This is a genomic window from Aliterella sp. E5.1 (assembly GCF_057473825.1).
On record NZ_JBYCCV010000026.1, the window covers coordinates 33,612 to 48,912 of the forward strand.

Consider the following 15,301-nt stretch of genomic DNA (forward strand, 5'->3'; position numbering starts at 1 on the left):
AATACCAATACAAAATTCTCAAAGTAGTCGTCAGTGATGGAAACAATCTATCAATATGCCTGGTTAATTCCAGTATTACCTCTTTTAGGGGCAATGCTAGTCGGTCTAGGGTTAATCTCAGTAAGCGAGGTGACAAACCGCTTGCGGCAGCTAAACGCTGTATTTATCGTGTCCTTGCTTGGTGGGGCGATGGCGCTCTCTATTGCCTTGCTGGCAAGTCAAATTAGCGGACATCCAACTTATACCTATACGTTGGAATGGGCAGCAGCAGGAAACTTTCACCTCAACATGGGCTACACTATCGACCACCTAACAGCCCTAATGTTGGTAATCGTAACTACGGTAGCTTTACTGGTCATGGTTTATACCGATGGCTACATGGCTCACGATTCTGGATATGTGAGATTTTATGCGTATTTGAGCTTATTTAGCTCCTCTATGTTGGGTTTGGTAGTTAGCCCGAACTTAGTGCAAATTTACATTTTCTGGGAATTGGTGGGGATGTGTTCGTACCTGCTGGTAGGTTTTTGGTACGATCGCAAACCCGCCGCCGATGCTGCACAAAAAGCTTTTGTAGTTAACCGTGTGGGTGACTTTGGCTTATTGTTGGGCATTTTGGGTCTATTTTGGGCAACCGGAAGCTTTGAATTTGAAATTATGGGCGATCGCCTCCAAGCTTTGGTTGAATCGGGTTCGATCAGCAATTTACTAGCAATTGTGTTTGCTATTTTGGTGTTTTTGGGTCCGGCGGCTAAATCGGCGCAATTTCCTTTGCACGTTTGGCTACCCGATGCCATGGAAGGTCCCACACCAATTTCGGCACTCATTCACGCGGCGACAATGGTAGCGGCGGGAGTATTTTTAATTGCCCGGATGTACCCGGTATTTGAAGGCGTACCCGCCGCCATGAATGTAATTGCTTATACGGGGGCATTTACAGCATTTTTGGGGGCAACGATCGCGATTACCCAAAATGACATCAAAAAGGGTTTAGCTTACTCCACTATTTCCCAACTTGGCTATATGGTAATGGCGATGGGAATTGGTGCTTACAGTGCGGGGTTATTTCACTTGATGACTCACGCTTACTTTAAAGCCATGCTGTTTTTGGGTTCGGGTTCGGTAATTCATGGCATGGAATCGGTAGTAGGTCACGATCCAGCTTTAGCCCAAGATATGCGGACAATGGGCGGATTGCGGAAGTATATGCCTTTTACCGCTATTACTTTTTTGATTGGTTGTATGGCAATTTCTGGCATACCGCCTTTTGCTGGTTTCTGGTCAAAAGATGAGATTTTGGGTCAAGCTTTTGCAGCCAATCCTCTGCTATGGGCTGTAGGGTGGCTAACGGCAGGAATTACGGCATTTTATATGTTCCGTATGTACTTCAGCACCTTTGAAGGCTCTTTTCGCGGCAATGATGAGCAAATTAAGTATCAACTAAAGGCAGGATCTAATACTCTTACCCCTAATTTTGGACCGGGGGCAATGGATACTAGAGAACTTGCCGCAGTTAGCCACGATACAGACCATCACCACAGCAGTAGTCCTCATGAATCGCCTTGGACGATGACTTTACCATTGGTAATTTTAGCAATTCCTTCGATGCTGATTGGACTTGTGGGAACGCCTTACGCTAATTATTTTGAGGAATTTATTCATCCGCCGAGTGAAAGTGGGGTTTCTATTGCCGAAAAAGCGGCAGAATTTAACCAGTCAGAGTTTTTTGTCATGGCAGGGAGTTCGGTGGGTATATCTTTAATTGGGATTACTTTAGCTTCGCTGATGTACTTGTGGAGAAAAATTGACCCTGGTGCGATCGCCCAAAAATTCCCATCGCTTTACGCCTTATCTTTAAACAAGTGGTACTTTGACGAATTTTACGATCGCGTATTCGTTCAAGGATTGCGCCGATTAGCACGTCAAGTTATGGAAGTTGATTTTCGCGTGGTTGATGGCGCTGTCAACTTAACGGGCTTCTTTACGTTGGTTAGTGGTGAAGGACTGAAATATTTAGAAAACGGTCGCGCCCAATTCTACGCCTTGATTATATTTGCCGCTGTACTCGGTCTCGTAGTTGTTTTTGGAGTGACTTAGGAGGAGAGGAGACGAGGAGATGAAAGACGATTGTGTTTCTCTCCCTTCTTCCAATTACCATGAATTTATCAAATTTTCCTTGGCTTTCTACGATAATTCTCTTTCCTATAGTGGCATCGCTACTAATTCCGATCATTCCCGATAAGGACGGCAAAACAATACGCTGGTATGCCTTAGTTATCGGATTGATTGATTTTGCATTGATTGTTTACGCTTTTGGTTCAGAATATGACTTTGATAATCCAAATTTGCAATTAGTCGAAAGTTATCCTTGGGTTCCACCATTAGACTTAAATTGGTCGGTGGGCGTTGATGGTATATCGATGCCATTGGTTATTCTGACAGGATTTATTACTACGCTGGCAATTTTAGCCGCGTGGCCTGTAACCTTAAAGCCGAGGTTGTTTTACTTTTTAATTTTGGCAATGTATGGGGGGCAAATTGCTGTATTTGCCGTCCAAGATATGTTGCTATTTTTCTTAGTTTGGGAATTAGAACTTATCCCCGTTTACCTATTACTAGCAATTTGGGGTGGTAAAAAGCGGCAGTATGCAGCCACAAAGTTTATTCTTTATACGGCGGGCGGTTCGCTGTTTATTTTAATCGCTGCGTTGACGATGGCGTTTTACGGCGATACGGTAACGTTTGATATGCAAGCGCTGGGATTGAAAGATTATGCCCTCAATTTTCAGCTATTTATATATGCTGGTTTTTTGATTGCTTACGCTGTCAAGCTGCCGATTTTTCCATTGCATACTTGGCTTCCCGATGCCCACGGGGAAGCTACAGCGCCTGTGCATATGTTACTAGCTGGTATTCTCTTGAAAATGGGCGGTTATGCCTTGATTCGGATGAATGCTCAAATGCTACCCGATGCCCATGCTTATTTTGCCCCAGTGCTGGTAATTTTGGGGGTAGTAAATATTATCTACGCTGCTTTGACATCTTTTGCCCAAAGGAATTTGAAACGAAAAATTGCTTATTCCTCAATTTCTCACATGGGATTTGTGCTAATTGGAATTGCCTCTTTTACCGATTTGGGTTTGAGTGGGGCAGTATTGCAAATGGTATCTCATGGATTAATTGGGGCGAGTTTGTTTTTCCTTGTAGGGGCAACTTACGATCGCACTCATACCCTGATGCTAGATGAAATGGGTGGAGTGGGGCAGAAGATGCAGAAAATCTTTGCGATGTTTACTACTTGTTCGATGGCATCGCTGGCTTTGCCAGGAATGAGCGGATTTGTGGCGGAATTGATGATATTTGTTGGTTTTTCAAACAGCGATGCTTATAATCCAACGTTTAAAGTTATCGTTGTATTTTTGATGGCAGTGGGAGTAATTTTGACTCCAATTTACCTGCTGTCGATGCTGCGAGAAATTTTCTACGGGCAAGAGAATCAAGAATTGATTTCTCACGAAGCTTTAATTGACGCTGAACCGCGAGAAGTATTTATTGTTGCTTGCTTGTTAATACCAATTATTGGGATTGGCTTCTATCCAAAGCTATTAACTCAAGTGTATGACGCGACAACAATTCAGCTAACTCAAAGGCTGCGCGATTCTGTGCCGACCTTGGCGCAAAAGTCTATACCTACAGTGTCTTATACTGCGCCGGAACTGGGTGTTAGGTAAAGATAGAGACTTTTAGATGTTATTTTTGGGCAGGTAAAAAACCTGCCTTTTTTAATAGCGATTCTTAGGAAGGTACAGAAAAATTGTAAGTTTCACCACGATTGAGATACTTTACTTTATTTTCTAGTCCGGCGGCGGTGACTGCTTGCTTGAAGTCTTCTAAAGGCGATTTAAAAACCGTGTAATCGTCGTAGTGAATGGGAATTGCCGTATGAGGAGCAATAATTTCAATTGCTTGTACTCCTTGCTTGGCATCCATAGTCAACATTACCCCAAATATTCTTGTTCCGCCTAAATGCAGCAAAGCTAAGTCAATATCGGGGTAACGCTGAGGAATTTCTTTTAATTGTTCGTGGATTAAAGTATCGCCAGTGATATAAAGGCGAAATCTAGTTTCTTTGCTAGGAGTTTGAAATTCAAGCATACTGCCCATAACTGGAGGTAGTAAGGCATTGAGTATACCTGGTCCATGTCTTCCAGGCATCGCGCTAATTTGCAGTAAAGAGTCACCTTTATTAATAGTTAATGCGTCCCACGTAGGTAAAGCACAAGTAGCATTAAAACCTTTCTTTTTTAGCTTTTCGGCGGCGTGAGGAGTGGTAATAATTGGTAGATTTTTGTCTAACTTTTGCTCGACTAGGCGATCGAAATGATCTTCGTGCATATGGGATAATACAACTAAATCGAGGGGCGGTAATTCCTCTAACTCTATAGCTGGATTGGTTTTGCGCGCCGAGCGAATGCCATAATGCAGATGTACATGGTCGCCTTGATGCAGAAAATTGGGATCGGTTAAAATTGTAAACCCGGCATAGCGTAAAAGCACCGTTGCCGTGCCAATAAAGAAGATTTCGCCAGTTTCTAAGTCGGGTTTTTGAGTATTTGTCGTTGGTAGGGTAAGACTTTTGGTTGCGTCCATTGCTGCTTTGATTAAGTAGCGACTTCTTTTAGTTCAGCGCAATGTGCGATCGCCATTCATCTTTCTTTGGGCGCATTAAAACATGGCAAATAGTTCGTCTTCCAAGTCATAACCTAGCATCTGCGACATTGATTTGAGCCGCGATGGACTATTGATATTATATTGGGGCAACCAATCGCCCAGAACAAAAAGTTTGTGCATCAAAAATATTTCTAATGCTTCTGGGTTAAATTGAAGTCCCTCAGAGGCACTAAATTGATGCGGTACAAGCATCGCCGTGTAGCGGGCAAGTTCTCCAGCTTTCCAGTCAAGCAAAAATGGCAGCCAAGGATAACGAGAATCTAGCCGGATAAACCACAGCCGGATTTCGGGAATTTCTGGCAATTCACGCGGATCTTCAGGCTCTTGAGGATAGTCTATAGTAAAGCCCAGTTGCTGCTCGTAGGCGGCGATAACTCCTGTAGTGAGTAAGTTGTCAATTACTTTTTGGACGGGAGCAAGATCCAAACTATTGATAATTTCCGCATCAAGTGCGATCGCGATCGTCATATTGCCTCACTAATTGTATTTTGGATAGCACCTCGAAGATTTGCCCCGGTAATGTTAGCGCCTGTAAGATTAGCACCTCGAAGATTTGCCCAGCGCAAATCGGCATTTATTAGTTTAGCTTGGCTCAAGTTTGCACCGAATAAATAAGCCTTATGCAAGTAACCATTATTTAAATTAGCTTGACTAAGTTCGGCTTTGTAGAGCATTGCGCCAACTAAGGAGGCGCTTCCAAGGTTAGCATGGCTCAAATCGGTATAATTTAGATGAGCTTCGGTTAAATTCGCCTCGCTTAAGTTAGCGCGAATCAATTTTGCCTCACTTAAATTAGCACCTTTGAGATTTGCGCCGCGCAAATTAGCCCCAATTAAATTAACATCCTCAAGATCGGCATTACTTAGATTAGCGCCTTGCAAGTCAGCGCCAATTAAATTAGCTGCTTGTAAAGAAGCCGCTTTTAGATTCGCCCCTTGAAGGTTAGCAATACTGAGATTAGCGGCGATTAAATTAGCTTTGATTAAAAGAGAATCGCAAAGATTGGCAAGAGTAAGATTTGCACCCTCAAAATTAGCTGCAATTAGAACCGCATTGCTAAGATTGGCATTTGCTAAGTTAGCGTTACTTAGATTGCTTCCTCTTAAATTTATTCCCCTTAAGTCTGCATAACTCAAGTCTGGTGATACTTCTGGACTATCTTCTCTCCACTTTGTCCATCTCACTGCCCCCGACTTTAACAAGGCAAGATGGTCTAAATTTGCCATAACTTAACTTTTTCCTCTACTCCGCGCCAGCATAAGGCTGTTCTCGCCCGTTGACGTTCTCCAGTGCTGCCAGCGCTGCCCTAGAACCTGCTAATATATCTTGTTCTTGTCCGCCTAAGTAGAGTCTGCCAAAGCTACCAACAGCAAGAACGTCAAGAATATTAATTAGCGCCGCTTTTTCGGCTTCATTTGCTGCCAAAGCAGCGTAGGCGGCGGGTTGAACCTCTAATACATAAAGAGTTTGCCCTGCTAAAATCATTTGTCCTCGGCGGGTGCGGTTGATAAGTTGGGTATGGTGAGGATCTAAGTTGCGGATAATTTGACTAGAAATCACGCGCGGTTTAAGACATTCTTCTTTACGGACTCCTAGGGCTTCTAAAATTGCTCTCCCGGCTTCTTGCGTCTCGCTTTGGCGGCTAGAATGTACTTCTAGTAATCCATATAATCTCTCGACAATCTGCACCCCAGGACGAACCCCCGTAGATTTGAGCGCGATATCAGTAATGCGATTGATTTCAATTCCTGGTGAAATTTCTACCCACAGCGATGTATCTCCTGGCAATGGTAAGAACCCCAGCGCTATGGTTCCTAAGTAAGATGCGTGTTGAGGTTGTAAGTTGTCTAGAAATACATAACTGCGTAACTCTATGCCCAAAATTCTGCTCCCCGTAAATATGGCAAATATCTATCCTTCCCCACCTTTGCAGAATACCAGTCTATAGTAGCTTTTAGGTATGTTTAACTAGGCTTTTGGCGCACCTGCTAGACTAAGAAAAAAGAATTATTGAGTTGAATTATTTATGTTGATTCAAGAACGGAAATTACTGTTAATCGGTCAGGTAACGGCTTTAAGCCATGTCCCGATTAGGACAATTCGCTACTACGAAAGCTTAGGATTAATTGAGTCGTGCGATCGCACTGAAGGCCGTTTTAGGCAGTTTGATGAGAGTGTTCTAGCACGGCTGGCGTTTATTAAGCGAAGTCAAAGTTTGGGGTTAAGTCTACAAGAAATTGGCGAATTGCTAAAAGTATACGATCGCGGACAATTGCCTTGCGATGATGTTCAAGACAAGTTAAAAAATAAGATTGTCGAAATTGACAAGCAAATCGACGAATTACTAACTTTGCGCTCCCAATTAGGCGGTATCCTTTCCGGCTGGGAGAACTTTAACACATTGCAGCCAGAAACAATTTGCCCAGTGATTCAGAAAAATTAATGCTTATTACCAAAGATGTATTAGTCGGCTTAAGCCGACTTTAGCTATTAGCCTGGGGTTTTAACCCTAGGTGGGTTAGGCTGTACTTCTACGATCCCTCGAAACATATTCATGCCGCAGGTAAATAAGTATTGTCCTGGTTTTTCTGGTGTAAATTCTACTGGAGTAACGCGATCTAAGGCTAAGTCTTGAGCGATATGAAAGTCCGGTAGTAAAACTTTTTCTAAACAACTACTTGGATCTTGACGGAAGAAATTAAGCCGCACTGGTTGTCCTGATTTTACAGTTATGCGATCGGGCGAGTAGCCACCATTGACATTAATTGTTAGCTCTTGTATGCCTTGATTTGAGGCAGCTTGGTGAGATTTTGTTTTACTAAAAGTAAACCACCATAATTCTGCGCCAATTAGGGCTAATCCACCTAAAGTTACGCCGATTTTTAAACCTGTAGGCTGTTCAATGCGCCGAAACTGCGTAGTTGGTTCGGCCATTTGGGCTGAGGCGGGGCTAGAAGCTGCCCCAAGTAAAAAGCTGAGACTGACAAGAGTACCAAGGATATATTTTTTATTCAACATTTCTCAATTTACTCCTTAACTAATTGCTTACTTTGGGGTGAAAGTTTCGCAATCTTAAAGCATTTGTTACTACCGAAACCGAACTAAAAGCCATTGCTGCCCCAGCAATAATTGGGCTAAGTAGCCAGCCAAAGAAAGGAAATAAAATCCCCGCAGCGATGGGAATACCAGCAATATTGTAGATAAAGGCAAAAAAGAGATTTTGGCGGATGTTTTGCATCGTGGCGCGGCTAAGTTCAATAGCGGTGACGATACCTTGGAGGTTGCCGGAAATTAGCGTAATATCACTAGCTGCGATCGCAACATCTGTTCCCGTACCGATTGCAATTCCGACATCGGCTTGGGCTAAAGCTGGCGCGTCATTGATGCCATCGCCTACCATAGCGACAACTTTGCCCTCTGCTTGCAATTGTTTTACTGTAGAAACTTTTTGTTCTGGGCGGACTTCTGCAAAAATTCTTTTAATTCCTACTTGCTTGGCGATCGCTTCGGCGGTGTGGCGATTGTCTCCAGTCAGCATAACTATGTCTAGTTTTAGCCTTTTCAGCGCTTGTACAGCGACGATAGAGGAAGGTTTGAGCGCGTCTGCAATGCCGATTAATCCTTGCATTTCTCCATCTACAGCTACCCATACCGCCGTTTTACCCGATACTTCCAAACTTGCTTGCTGCTTCTGCAAGAAGCTAGTATCAATTCCTAGTTCTAAAAACCAGCGACTTGTACCAATTTGGATGAGTTTACCCGAAACTCTCCCTTCTACACCACTTCCAGAAGTCGCTTGAAACTTCTCTACTTCTACCAAATTTACTTTTTGATCTTTAGCATATTTAACCACCGCTTCCGCTAGAGGATGTTCGGAATTTTTCTCTACACTTGCAGCTAGACACAATAGTTTTAGCTCGTTTTGATTGGCTGTACCGTCAGTAGTTACAAAATCTGTAACGGTGGGTTTACCTTCTGTCAATGTTCCAGTTTTATCTAAAACAATAGTCTGAATTTTATGGGCTAATTCTAAGCTATCAGCCCCTTTGATTAAAATGCCGTTTTCTGCTCCTTTACCCGTACCAACCATAATAGATGTAGGCGTTGCCAGCCCCAACGCGCAGGGGCAAGCAATAATCAATACGCCCACTGTAGTAATTAGCGCCAAAGTTAGATTGCCCATGGTATTGAACCAAATCACAAAAGTTGCGATCGCAAGGGCAATTACAACAGGTACAAACCAGCCTGTAACTTGGTCTGCGAGTCTTTGAATGGGTGCTTTAGATCCTTGAGCTTGCTGGACTAACTTAACTATTTGCGCTAAAAATGTATCTTTTCCTACTCTGGTGACTCGGAATTTAAAGCTACCTGTTTTATTAATTGTAGCTCCAATTACTTCGTCTCCGGGCTGTTTTTTCACTGGCAAACTTTCCCCTGTTACCATTGCTTCGTCAACGGTAGAATCACCCGCAATAATTTCGCCATCTAAAGGGATTTTTTCACCGGGGCGGACTAAAACTATATCGCCTAAAAGTACCGATTGAATCGCCACATCTATCTCTTGTCCGTTGCGAATTACTCTAGCATCTTTTGCTTGTAAGCCGATTAGTTTGCGGATTGCCTCGGATGTTTGTCCTTTAGCACGCTCTTCTAACAATTTGCCTAGCAATATTAAAGTAATTACAATTGCTGCGGTTTCGTAGTAAACATCTGGTGTAAGCCCTTGGGCGGTAAAAAAGCCAGGGGAAACTGTTGCAAATACTGAATAAAAATAAGCTGCACTTGTCCCTAAAGCAATTAACGTATCCATGGTTGCTGCGTGACGTTTCAAAGCTTTCCAAGTGCCGATATAAAAAGTTTTTCCACACCAAAATTGTACGGGAGCAGTTAATAATAATTGCAACCAAGAGTTATGCAGCCAAGCAGGAATTATGGGTATATGCAAGCCTGTCATTGCTGGCAAAGAGCCGATTACAAGAATTGTACTAATTACGGCTCCAACTATAACTTTACGTTGTAATTGGTTTGATTGGGCTAAACGGGCAGCGGTTTCTGTTTCATCTTCACCGCTTGTTATATCTACTTGGAGAGAAGATGAATAACCAGCTTCAGCTACCGCCGCTTGAATTTTATTTAAGTTTGTTTTTTTAGGATTATAGGTAATTGTGGCTTGTTCTATGCCAAAGTTGACGTTGCAGTTAGTTACACCGGGAACATTATTTATTGCTTTTTCTATACTTTTGGCACAGGAAGCACAACTCATGCCTCTAAGTTTCAGGGTGAGGGTTTCCATAAGTTAAATTAAATTAGTTAATTCTATTGTGAACTCTCTAGTCGAGTAGAGAGTCAAGGGGTAAATATAGATTTAATAAGTTACAGCTATATACCTCCAAAAAATCCCCCAATTAACTTGTAACTGGGGGTTAAAACTACCAAGTTTTGTTTAAAGAAATTAGGCAGCCATGGACATAGACATTTGACGGCAAGTTTCAGCGCAGGTGCGGCACATTTGAGCGCAGGCTTTCATTTGGTCATCATCGCCCATTCGTTCGCAATCTTCAGCACATTTTTCACAGATTTCGGCACAAATAGCGCAAGTACGAACGTGCATTTCCGAACCACGCAGCATAAAATTAGCGCTGGTTTGACAGATTTCGGCACAGTCTAGCATCAACCGAATATGAGGTAATTCGGAGTGCATTCCGCCTTGTTGCAGGCAATAGGTAATGGTGTTGGAACAGATGCTATGACAGTCTAAGCAGTTTTGAATGCACTGCTTCATTTCTGGACTAACCTGATATAAAGAGAGATGATGTGTCATTTTTTTGACTCCTTAATTGGTATGGTTTTAACCCCATATGCAAACGGATTGGGGGAATTTTGTTGTTTTAGCTAGGGAAACCAACAGGTGTGATTTGTAAAATCTATCTTTACCCCTTGACTCTCTAGTTGAGTAGAGAGTTGATAATGCAATTAATCGCCTTTCACCAACTACCCTAGAAGTTTACTAATGCGATCGCATACTACTAATGGCAGAATAAATATTTCTTACTCAGGAATGAGAACTATTTCATCACGATTTCATTTTTGGCTGAAATACTAGCAGTTTAAGCGATTCATCAATTATTTTATAAAGGTAAAAAATATGCAGCTTATTAGCTTTAAGACCAAGTTTATAGCTTTAGCCATTATTGCGATCGCCTCTACCGCTACAAGTTGTACTAACGCTGCTCAAAATCAAACAATAAGTTCCACAAGTCCAAGCGCCGATGCTGTAGACCATACAGACCACAGCATGATGAATCATCATACGGAGATGGATTTAGGTGTGGCAGATGCCAACTACGATTTGCGGTTTATTGATGCGATGTCAATGCACCACCAGGGCGCGGTAGTTATGGCAAAAGAAGCTTTAGAAAAGTCTACTCGTCCAGAAATCAAACAACTTGCTAATAATATTATTCAATCGCAAACAAAAGAAATTAGCCAAATGAAACAGTGGCGCACCGCTTGGTATGCTCAAGCGAGTTCGCAGCCTGTCGCCTACGGTGGTGCAAATAAGTCGGTAATGCCCATGTCTGCAAAACAACAAGAAAGTATGATGATGTCACAAGATTTGGGTGGGGCGGATGACCAATTCGATGCTCGTTTTCTTAATGCGATGATTCCTCACCATGAAGGTGCTTTAGTTATGGCTAAAGATGCTTCGAGTAAGTCTACTCGTCCAGAAATTAAGCAGTTAAACCAAAGTATTTTAACTTCTCAGCAAGCAGAAATCGAGCAAATGCAGCAATGGCGAAAAGCTTGGTATAACAAATAACGCAAGCGCGCCCAGTAACGGGCTTCGCACTTCTCGCGGTATAAAAGCTAAACTCAAAGCAAGCTAATCGGTTTACCGTTAGAGGGAGGCTATAGCATGACGACTCAAATTGCTGCCCAAAATCAGATTGTTTACCCAGAAAGAGATGGGCAGCCAATGTCGGATGATACCAAACAATTTCGATGGATTGTTACCATCCAAGGGGGTTTGGATGCTTTATTTAAAGACAATCCCAATGTTTTTGTTGCTGGCGATTTGTTGTGGTATCCGGTAGAAGGCGATAACAAAACTCGGATTGCACCGGATGCGATGGTAGTTTTTGGCAGACCAAAAGGCGACCGAGGAGCTTATTTACAATGGCGAGAAGATAATATTCCTCCCCAAGTAGTTTTTGAAGTCCTTTCTCCTGGTAATCGATTGGGGGAAATGCTAAAAAAGCTGAAGTTTTACGAGCGCTACGGAGTGGAAGAATATTATATGTACGATCCCGATAGCGAGGATTTATCAGGCTGGTTGCGTTCTGGGGAAGAATTACAGGAAATTGAACAACTAAACGGCTGGGTAAGTCCGAGGCTAGGAATAAGGTTTGAGCCAAAGCCTACAGGTCTTGAAATTTATCGCCCTGATGGTCAAAAGTTTGCTACCTATGTAGAACTAGATGAGCAAAGAGAAAATGCGATTACTTTAGCAAATCAAGAAGCCCAACGGGCTGACCGTTTAGCCGCAAAATTGCTAGAGTTAGGCATCGATTTAGATACGCTTTGAGGAACTGTAAAAGTGAGACGATACTTCGATGTATTGCGGCTGCTTTGGAGTGCGGCGATCGCCGCAGAGTTAGAGTACCGCATAAATTTTGTTTTAGCAACGCTTACAAGCCTAGGAAATCTAGCTGGTAGCTTGTTTGGGTTATTTTTGTTTTACCGCACTGGTTATACTTTTCAAGGTTGGTCTTGGGCGGAAGCGTTGGTTGTTTTGGGCATTTTTACCTTATTGCAAGGCTTTTCTAGCACTTTTTTAGCTCCCAATCTCAACAGCATTGTTAAGCTCGTCCAGCAAGGTACGTTAGATTTTGTACTTCTAAAGCCCATTAGCAGCCAGTTTTGGCTGTCTAGTCATACTATTTCGCCTTGGGGAATCCCAGACTTAGTTTTTGGGGGAATGCTGATTTTTTATGCGGGAGGTCAGCTAGGCGTAAAACTGAACGATTACTTGCTTAGTTCTATTCCGCTAGTGTTTGGGCTGGCAAGTTTGTACAGCTTATGGTTTATGCTCGGTGCTACGAGTATTTGGTTTGTGAAAATCTACAACGTCACTGAGGTACTTAGAGGCTTATTGGAAGCTGGGCGCTATCCGATGGTTGCTTATCCTACGGCTTACCGCTTTTTCTTTACGTTTGTAATTCCGGTAGCGTTTTTAACCACTGTTCCCGCCGAAGCAATGCTCGGTCGCGTGCAGTTAGGTTGGGTAGTGGGAGCAGGAATCCTGGCGATCGCACTTTTATCTATCGCTCGTTCTTTTTGGGGTTATGCTTTGCGCTTTTATACCAGTGCTTCTAGTTAAGTTTTAATTAATACTTATAATTCTATTTGTAGCCGCGCAAAGGAGAATTCTCCTTTGCGCTCCAACTACTTACTTTTAACAAGCATTTAGTCAGACCAATACATTCACATAATATGACATTACTATTAACAAGTCAAGGGTCTTTATGAAAGAAAAAACAGTTTTTGAGGAACAGGTCAAGAGAAAAAATTAAATTTTGTAAGCAATAAGTAAAGAGGTAAATAATAGTTTTAGGTTAGATTATTATTCACTTTAATTAACAACTGAGCAATGAATATTCGTCCAGCTATTTTTACTGATGTACCAAATATTTTACCAATGGTTGCATCAGTATGTGTTTTACATAGAGCGTGGGATGAAGCTAAGTATAACTTTAAGCTAAATCCTTAAGATTACTACCATAAATGGCTAGTAGCGCAAACAAATAATGAGCGTAGTATTTTTTTAGTTGCAGAGAATAAAGCTCAAACGGGTAAAAAATTAGTAGGATTTTTGATTGCGACAGTAGAACGAGAAATACCTATATATCGGTTACAGGAATTTGCTTTTGTTCATGATTTGTGGGTAGAAACAGAATATCGCCAAGCGGGAATTGCCAAACAAATGATAATGGAGACTATTACCAGATTTAAACAGATGGGAATTAAGCAAATTCGGCTTGATACAACTTATGCAAACGAAGTAGCTAGAAAGTTATTTTCTAGCTACGGTTTTCGGATAAGTACAATTGAAATGCTAATTGAGTTGTAGCATTACCCAAGATAGACGAATTTTAAGCAAATACGAGAAATTATTGAAAGGAAGATAATTAGGGAAAATCTGATTTCATGGAAACTAAACAACTCGGTCATACCGATATTACTATTAGCGCGATTGGCCTGGGTGGGATGCCCATGTCTATCAGGGGCAGACCAGAAGAAGCCCAATCAATCGAGGTAATTCATCGCGCTCTAGATTTGGGTGTAACGTTGATTGATACGGCAGATTCTTATTGCAAAGACGAGTTAGAGAAGCATCATAACGAGCGGTTGATAGCTAAAGCCTTAAAGGAATACAAAGGAAACCCTAACGTAACTATTGCAACAAAAGGCGGCTTAATGCGTCCTCATGGAGACTGGACTCGTAACGGTAGCCCGGAACACTTAAAAGAAACAATCCGTACCAGTTTCGAGGCTTTAGGCGGCGAAAAACCTCTAGATGTTTGGCAGTACCACGCCCCAGATAGTAATACTAAGTTGTGGTCAGAGGTAGTAGAGTATTAAATAGAGAGAACTTTGGCAAAGATAAATGTACAGGAGTCAAGTAACGCAAGCCTGTCCTCATCTAGACCTAGAGACAGTCAAGCAGAAAGTAAAGTTAGCGTCATCCCATTGGGAAAAACAAAAATGGCTGGTGATATACAATGCACTAGCAGACCCTAGAACTTCCTCAGAGATTGCAAAACATCTAGGAGTATCCCAAGGGTTTGTCAGAAAAGTAATTCAGCAATATAATCGCACCGGAGAAATCGGAGTATCTAGTCCAGGGAAAGGGGGTAGGCGGAACTGCTATTTAAGTTGGGACTCGGAAAAGCAACTGATAGATTCCTTTAAAGAAAAAGCCCGTCGTGGTCAGATAGCAACAGCAATCCAAATCAAACTTGCCTATGAACAAAAATGTGGCTTGAGGGTACATAAGACAACAATTTATCGGCTTCTAGAACGGCATCAATGGCGCAAGATTGTTCCTAGAGCTTCTCATCCCAAAAAAGAGCCTGGGGCTATAGATTCGTTTAAAAAAACTTTCCGCAGCTAATAGCGCAACTAAATCAAACTAGAAACCCCTCCGATACTAGACCTGTGGTCTTAATGGCAGGGGATGAAGGCCGGTTTGGTCGCATAGGAGAAGTCAAGGCTTGTTGGTGTCCAAGCGGTATACGCCCCATTGTACCCCAGCAGCAAGTCCGACAATATATTTATGCTTATGCCGCCGTCGCACCCCAATTAGGTCTAATGACCTGCTTAGTTTTACCCTACGCCAATACTAAAATGATGAATTTATTTTTGGCGCAAGTTTCTAGGGAATTTGCTGATTATTTTGTAATCTTACAATTAGATCGAGCTTCTTGGCATCGCTCTAATTGCTTAACGGTTCCAGAAAATATCCGGTTAATTTTTCAGCCCGCCTATAGTCCAGAGTTAATGCCCGTTG

General features: G+C 42.3%; 15 protein-coding genes and 2 pseudogenes. 10 read left to right on the forward strand and 7 right to left on the reverse strand.

The window, feature by feature from the left end; all coding sequences use genetic code 11:
* Positions 1–36 precede the first annotated feature (36 nt).
* Both AC2VE5_RS11450 and ndhD1 read left to right on the forward strand, forming a co-directional pair.
* Positions 37–2,097 carry an NAD(P)H-quinone oxidoreductase subunit 5 gene (locus AC2VE5_RS11450; protein WP_486887872.1) on the forward strand — a complete coding sequence of 687 codons (2,061 nt, stop codon included), beginning with the start codon at positions 37–39 and terminating at the stop codon, positions 2,095–2,097.
* Between the two features lie 59 nt (positions 2,098–2,156).
* Complete coding sequence (gene ndhD1, locus AC2VE5_RS11455) at positions 2,157–3,731, forward strand: photosynthetic/respiratory NAD(P)H-quinone oxidoreductase subunit D1 (RefSeq protein ID WP_486887873.1); 1,575 nt, start codon at positions 2,157–2,159, stop codon at positions 3,729–3,731.
* A 64-nt stretch (positions 3,732–3,795) separates the two neighbouring features.
* On the opposite strand, the gene AC2VE5_RS11460 is transcribed toward ndhD1, so the two are convergent.
* The 4 genes from AC2VE5_RS11460 to ccmP form a co-directional block, all read right to left on the reverse strand.
* A complete protein-coding gene (locus AC2VE5_RS11460; RefSeq protein WP_486887874.1) occupies positions 3,796–4,650 on the reverse strand; it encodes an MBL fold metallo-hydrolase in 855 nt (284 codons plus the stop codon).
* A gap of 75 nt (positions 4,651–4,725) precedes the next feature.
* On the reverse strand, positions 4,726–5,199 hold the full coding sequence (locus AC2VE5_RS11465; RefSeq protein ID WP_486887875.1) for a CRR6 family NdhI maturation factor: 474 nt from the start codon (positions 5,197–5,199) through the stop codon (positions 4,726–4,728).
* Positions 5,196–5,957 carry a pentapeptide repeat-containing protein gene (locus tag AC2VE5_RS11470; RefSeq protein ID WP_486887876.1) on the reverse strand — a complete coding sequence of 254 codons (762 nt, stop codon included), beginning with the start codon at positions 5,955–5,957 and terminating at the stop codon, positions 5,196–5,198. Before AC2VE5_RS11470 ends, AC2VE5_RS11465 begins: the two co-directional genes overlap by 4 nt.
* Before the next feature lie 16 nt (positions 5,958–5,973).
* Entirely contained in the window at positions 5,974–6,612 is a 639-nt protein-coding gene (gene ccmP / locus AC2VE5_RS11475; RefSeq protein ID WP_486887877.1) for a beta-carboxysome protein CcmP, read from the reverse strand.
* A gap of 145 nt (positions 6,613–6,757) precedes the next feature.
* Here ccmP and AC2VE5_RS11480 point away from each other — a divergent pair, with 145 nt between their 5' ends.
* Entirely contained in the window at positions 6,758–7,174 is a 417-nt protein-coding gene (locus tag AC2VE5_RS11480; protein WP_486887878.1) for a heavy metal-responsive transcriptional regulator, read from the forward strand.
* Between the two features lie 47 nt (positions 7,175–7,221).
* On the opposite strand, the gene AC2VE5_RS11485 is transcribed toward AC2VE5_RS11480, so the two are convergent.
* From AC2VE5_RS11485 to AC2VE5_RS11495, 3 genes are all read right to left on the reverse strand, one after another.
* Positions 7,222–7,749 carry a cupredoxin domain-containing protein gene (locus AC2VE5_RS11485; protein WP_486887879.1) on the reverse strand — a complete coding sequence of 176 codons (528 nt, stop codon included), beginning with the start codon at positions 7,747–7,749 and terminating at the stop codon, positions 7,222–7,224.
* A 19-nt stretch (positions 7,750–7,768) separates the two neighbouring features.
* The gene (locus AC2VE5_RS11490; protein WP_486887880.1) at positions 7,769–10,024 is read right to left on the reverse strand and encodes a heavy metal translocating P-type ATPase; all 2,256 of its coding nucleotides are present in this window, start codon (positions 10,022–10,024) and stop codon (positions 7,769–7,771) included.
* A gap of 159 nt (positions 10,025–10,183) precedes the next feature.
* Positions 10,184–10,552, reverse strand: a complete 369-nt coding sequence (locus AC2VE5_RS11495) for a four-helix bundle copper-binding protein (RefSeq protein ID WP_486887881.1) — start codon at positions 10,550–10,552, stop codon at positions 10,184–10,186.
* A 324-nt stretch (positions 10,553–10,876) separates the two neighbouring features.
* Between AC2VE5_RS11495 and AC2VE5_RS11500 the strand changes: the two genes are divergently transcribed.
* The 7 genes and pseudogenes from AC2VE5_RS11500 to AC2VE5_RS11530 all read left to right on the forward strand — a co-directional run.
* The gene (locus AC2VE5_RS11500; RefSeq protein WP_486887882.1) at positions 10,877–11,551 is read left to right on the forward strand and encodes a DUF305 domain-containing protein; all 675 of its coding nucleotides are present in this window, start codon (positions 10,877–10,879) and stop codon (positions 11,549–11,551) included.
* 96 nt (positions 11,552–11,647) lie between these two features.
* The gene (locus tag AC2VE5_RS11505; RefSeq protein WP_486887883.1) at positions 11,648–12,316 is read left to right on the forward strand and encodes a Uma2 family endonuclease; all 669 of its coding nucleotides are present in this window, start codon (positions 11,648–11,650) and stop codon (positions 12,314–12,316) included.
* 12 nt (positions 12,317–12,328) lie between these two features.
* Entirely contained in the window at positions 12,329–13,111 is a 783-nt protein-coding gene (locus tag AC2VE5_RS11510; protein WP_486887884.1) for an ABC transporter permease, read from the forward strand.
* Between the two features lie 432 nt (positions 13,112–13,543).
* Positions 13,544–13,861: pseudogene (locus AC2VE5_RS11515) on the forward strand (GNAT family N-acetyltransferase); the annotation flags it as partial.
* A gap of 77 nt (positions 13,862–13,938) precedes the next feature.
* A pseudogene (locus AC2VE5_RS11520) lies at positions 13,939–14,334 on the forward strand (aldo/keto reductase); the annotation flags it as partial.
* A 64-nt stretch (positions 14,335–14,398) separates the two neighbouring features.
* Positions 14,399–14,905, forward strand: coding sequence for a helix-turn-helix domain-containing protein (locus tag AC2VE5_RS11525; RefSeq protein ID WP_486887885.1), 507 nt, complete (start codon positions 14,399–14,401; stop codon positions 14,903–14,905).
* Positions 14,906–14,958: 53 nt separating this feature from the next.
* A partial coding sequence (locus AC2VE5_RS11530) for a transposase (RefSeq protein WP_486887888.1) occupies positions 14,959–15,301 on the forward strand: 343 nt, incomplete at its 3' end.

Excerpts from the sequence above, each read along its gene's own strand:
- AC2VE5_RS11525 (WP_486887885.1), top strand. The coding sequence starts at position 14,399 with ATGTACAGGAGTCAAGTAACGCAAGCCTGTCCTCATCTAGACCTAGAG.
- AC2VE5_RS11470 (WP_486887876.1), bottom strand. The coding sequence starts at position 5,957 with ATGGCAAATTTAGACCATCTTGCCTTGTTAAAGTCGGGGGCAGTGAGA.
- AC2VE5_RS11495 (WP_486887881.1), bottom strand. The coding sequence starts at position 10,552 with ATGACACATCATCTCTCTTTATATCAGGTTAGTCCAGAAATGAAGCAG.
- AC2VE5_RS11465 (WP_486887875.1), bottom strand. The coding sequence starts at position 5,199 with ATGACGATCGCGATCGCACTTGATGCGGAAATTATCAATAGTTTGGAT.
- AC2VE5_RS11505 (WP_486887883.1), top strand. The coding sequence starts at position 11,648 with ATGACGACTCAAATTGCTGCCCAAAATCAGATTGTTTACCCAGAAAGA.
- AC2VE5_RS11490 (WP_486887880.1), bottom strand. The coding sequence starts at position 10,024 with ATGGAAACCCTCACCCTGAAACTTAGAGGCATGAGTTGTGCTTCCTGT.
- AC2VE5_RS11485 (WP_486887879.1), bottom strand. The coding sequence starts at position 7,749 with ATGTTGAATAAAAAATATATCCTTGGTACTCTTGTCAGTCTCAGCTTT.
- AC2VE5_RS11480 (WP_486887878.1), top strand. The coding sequence starts at position 6,758 with ATGTTGATTCAAGAACGGAAATTACTGTTAATCGGTCAGGTAACGGCT.
- AC2VE5_RS11450 (WP_486887872.1), top strand. The coding sequence starts at position 37 with ATGGAAACAATCTATCAATATGCCTGGTTAATTCCAGTATTACCTCTT.
- ndhD1 (WP_486887873.1), top strand. The coding sequence starts at position 2,157 with ATGAATTTATCAAATTTTCCTTGGCTTTCTACGATAATTCTCTTTCCT.
- AC2VE5_RS11500 (WP_486887882.1), top strand. The coding sequence starts at position 10,877 with ATGCAGCTTATTAGCTTTAAGACCAAGTTTATAGCTTTAGCCATTATT.
- AC2VE5_RS11460 (WP_486887874.1), bottom strand. The coding sequence starts at position 4,650 with ATGGACGCAACCAAAAGTCTTACCCTACCAACGACAAATACTCAAAAA.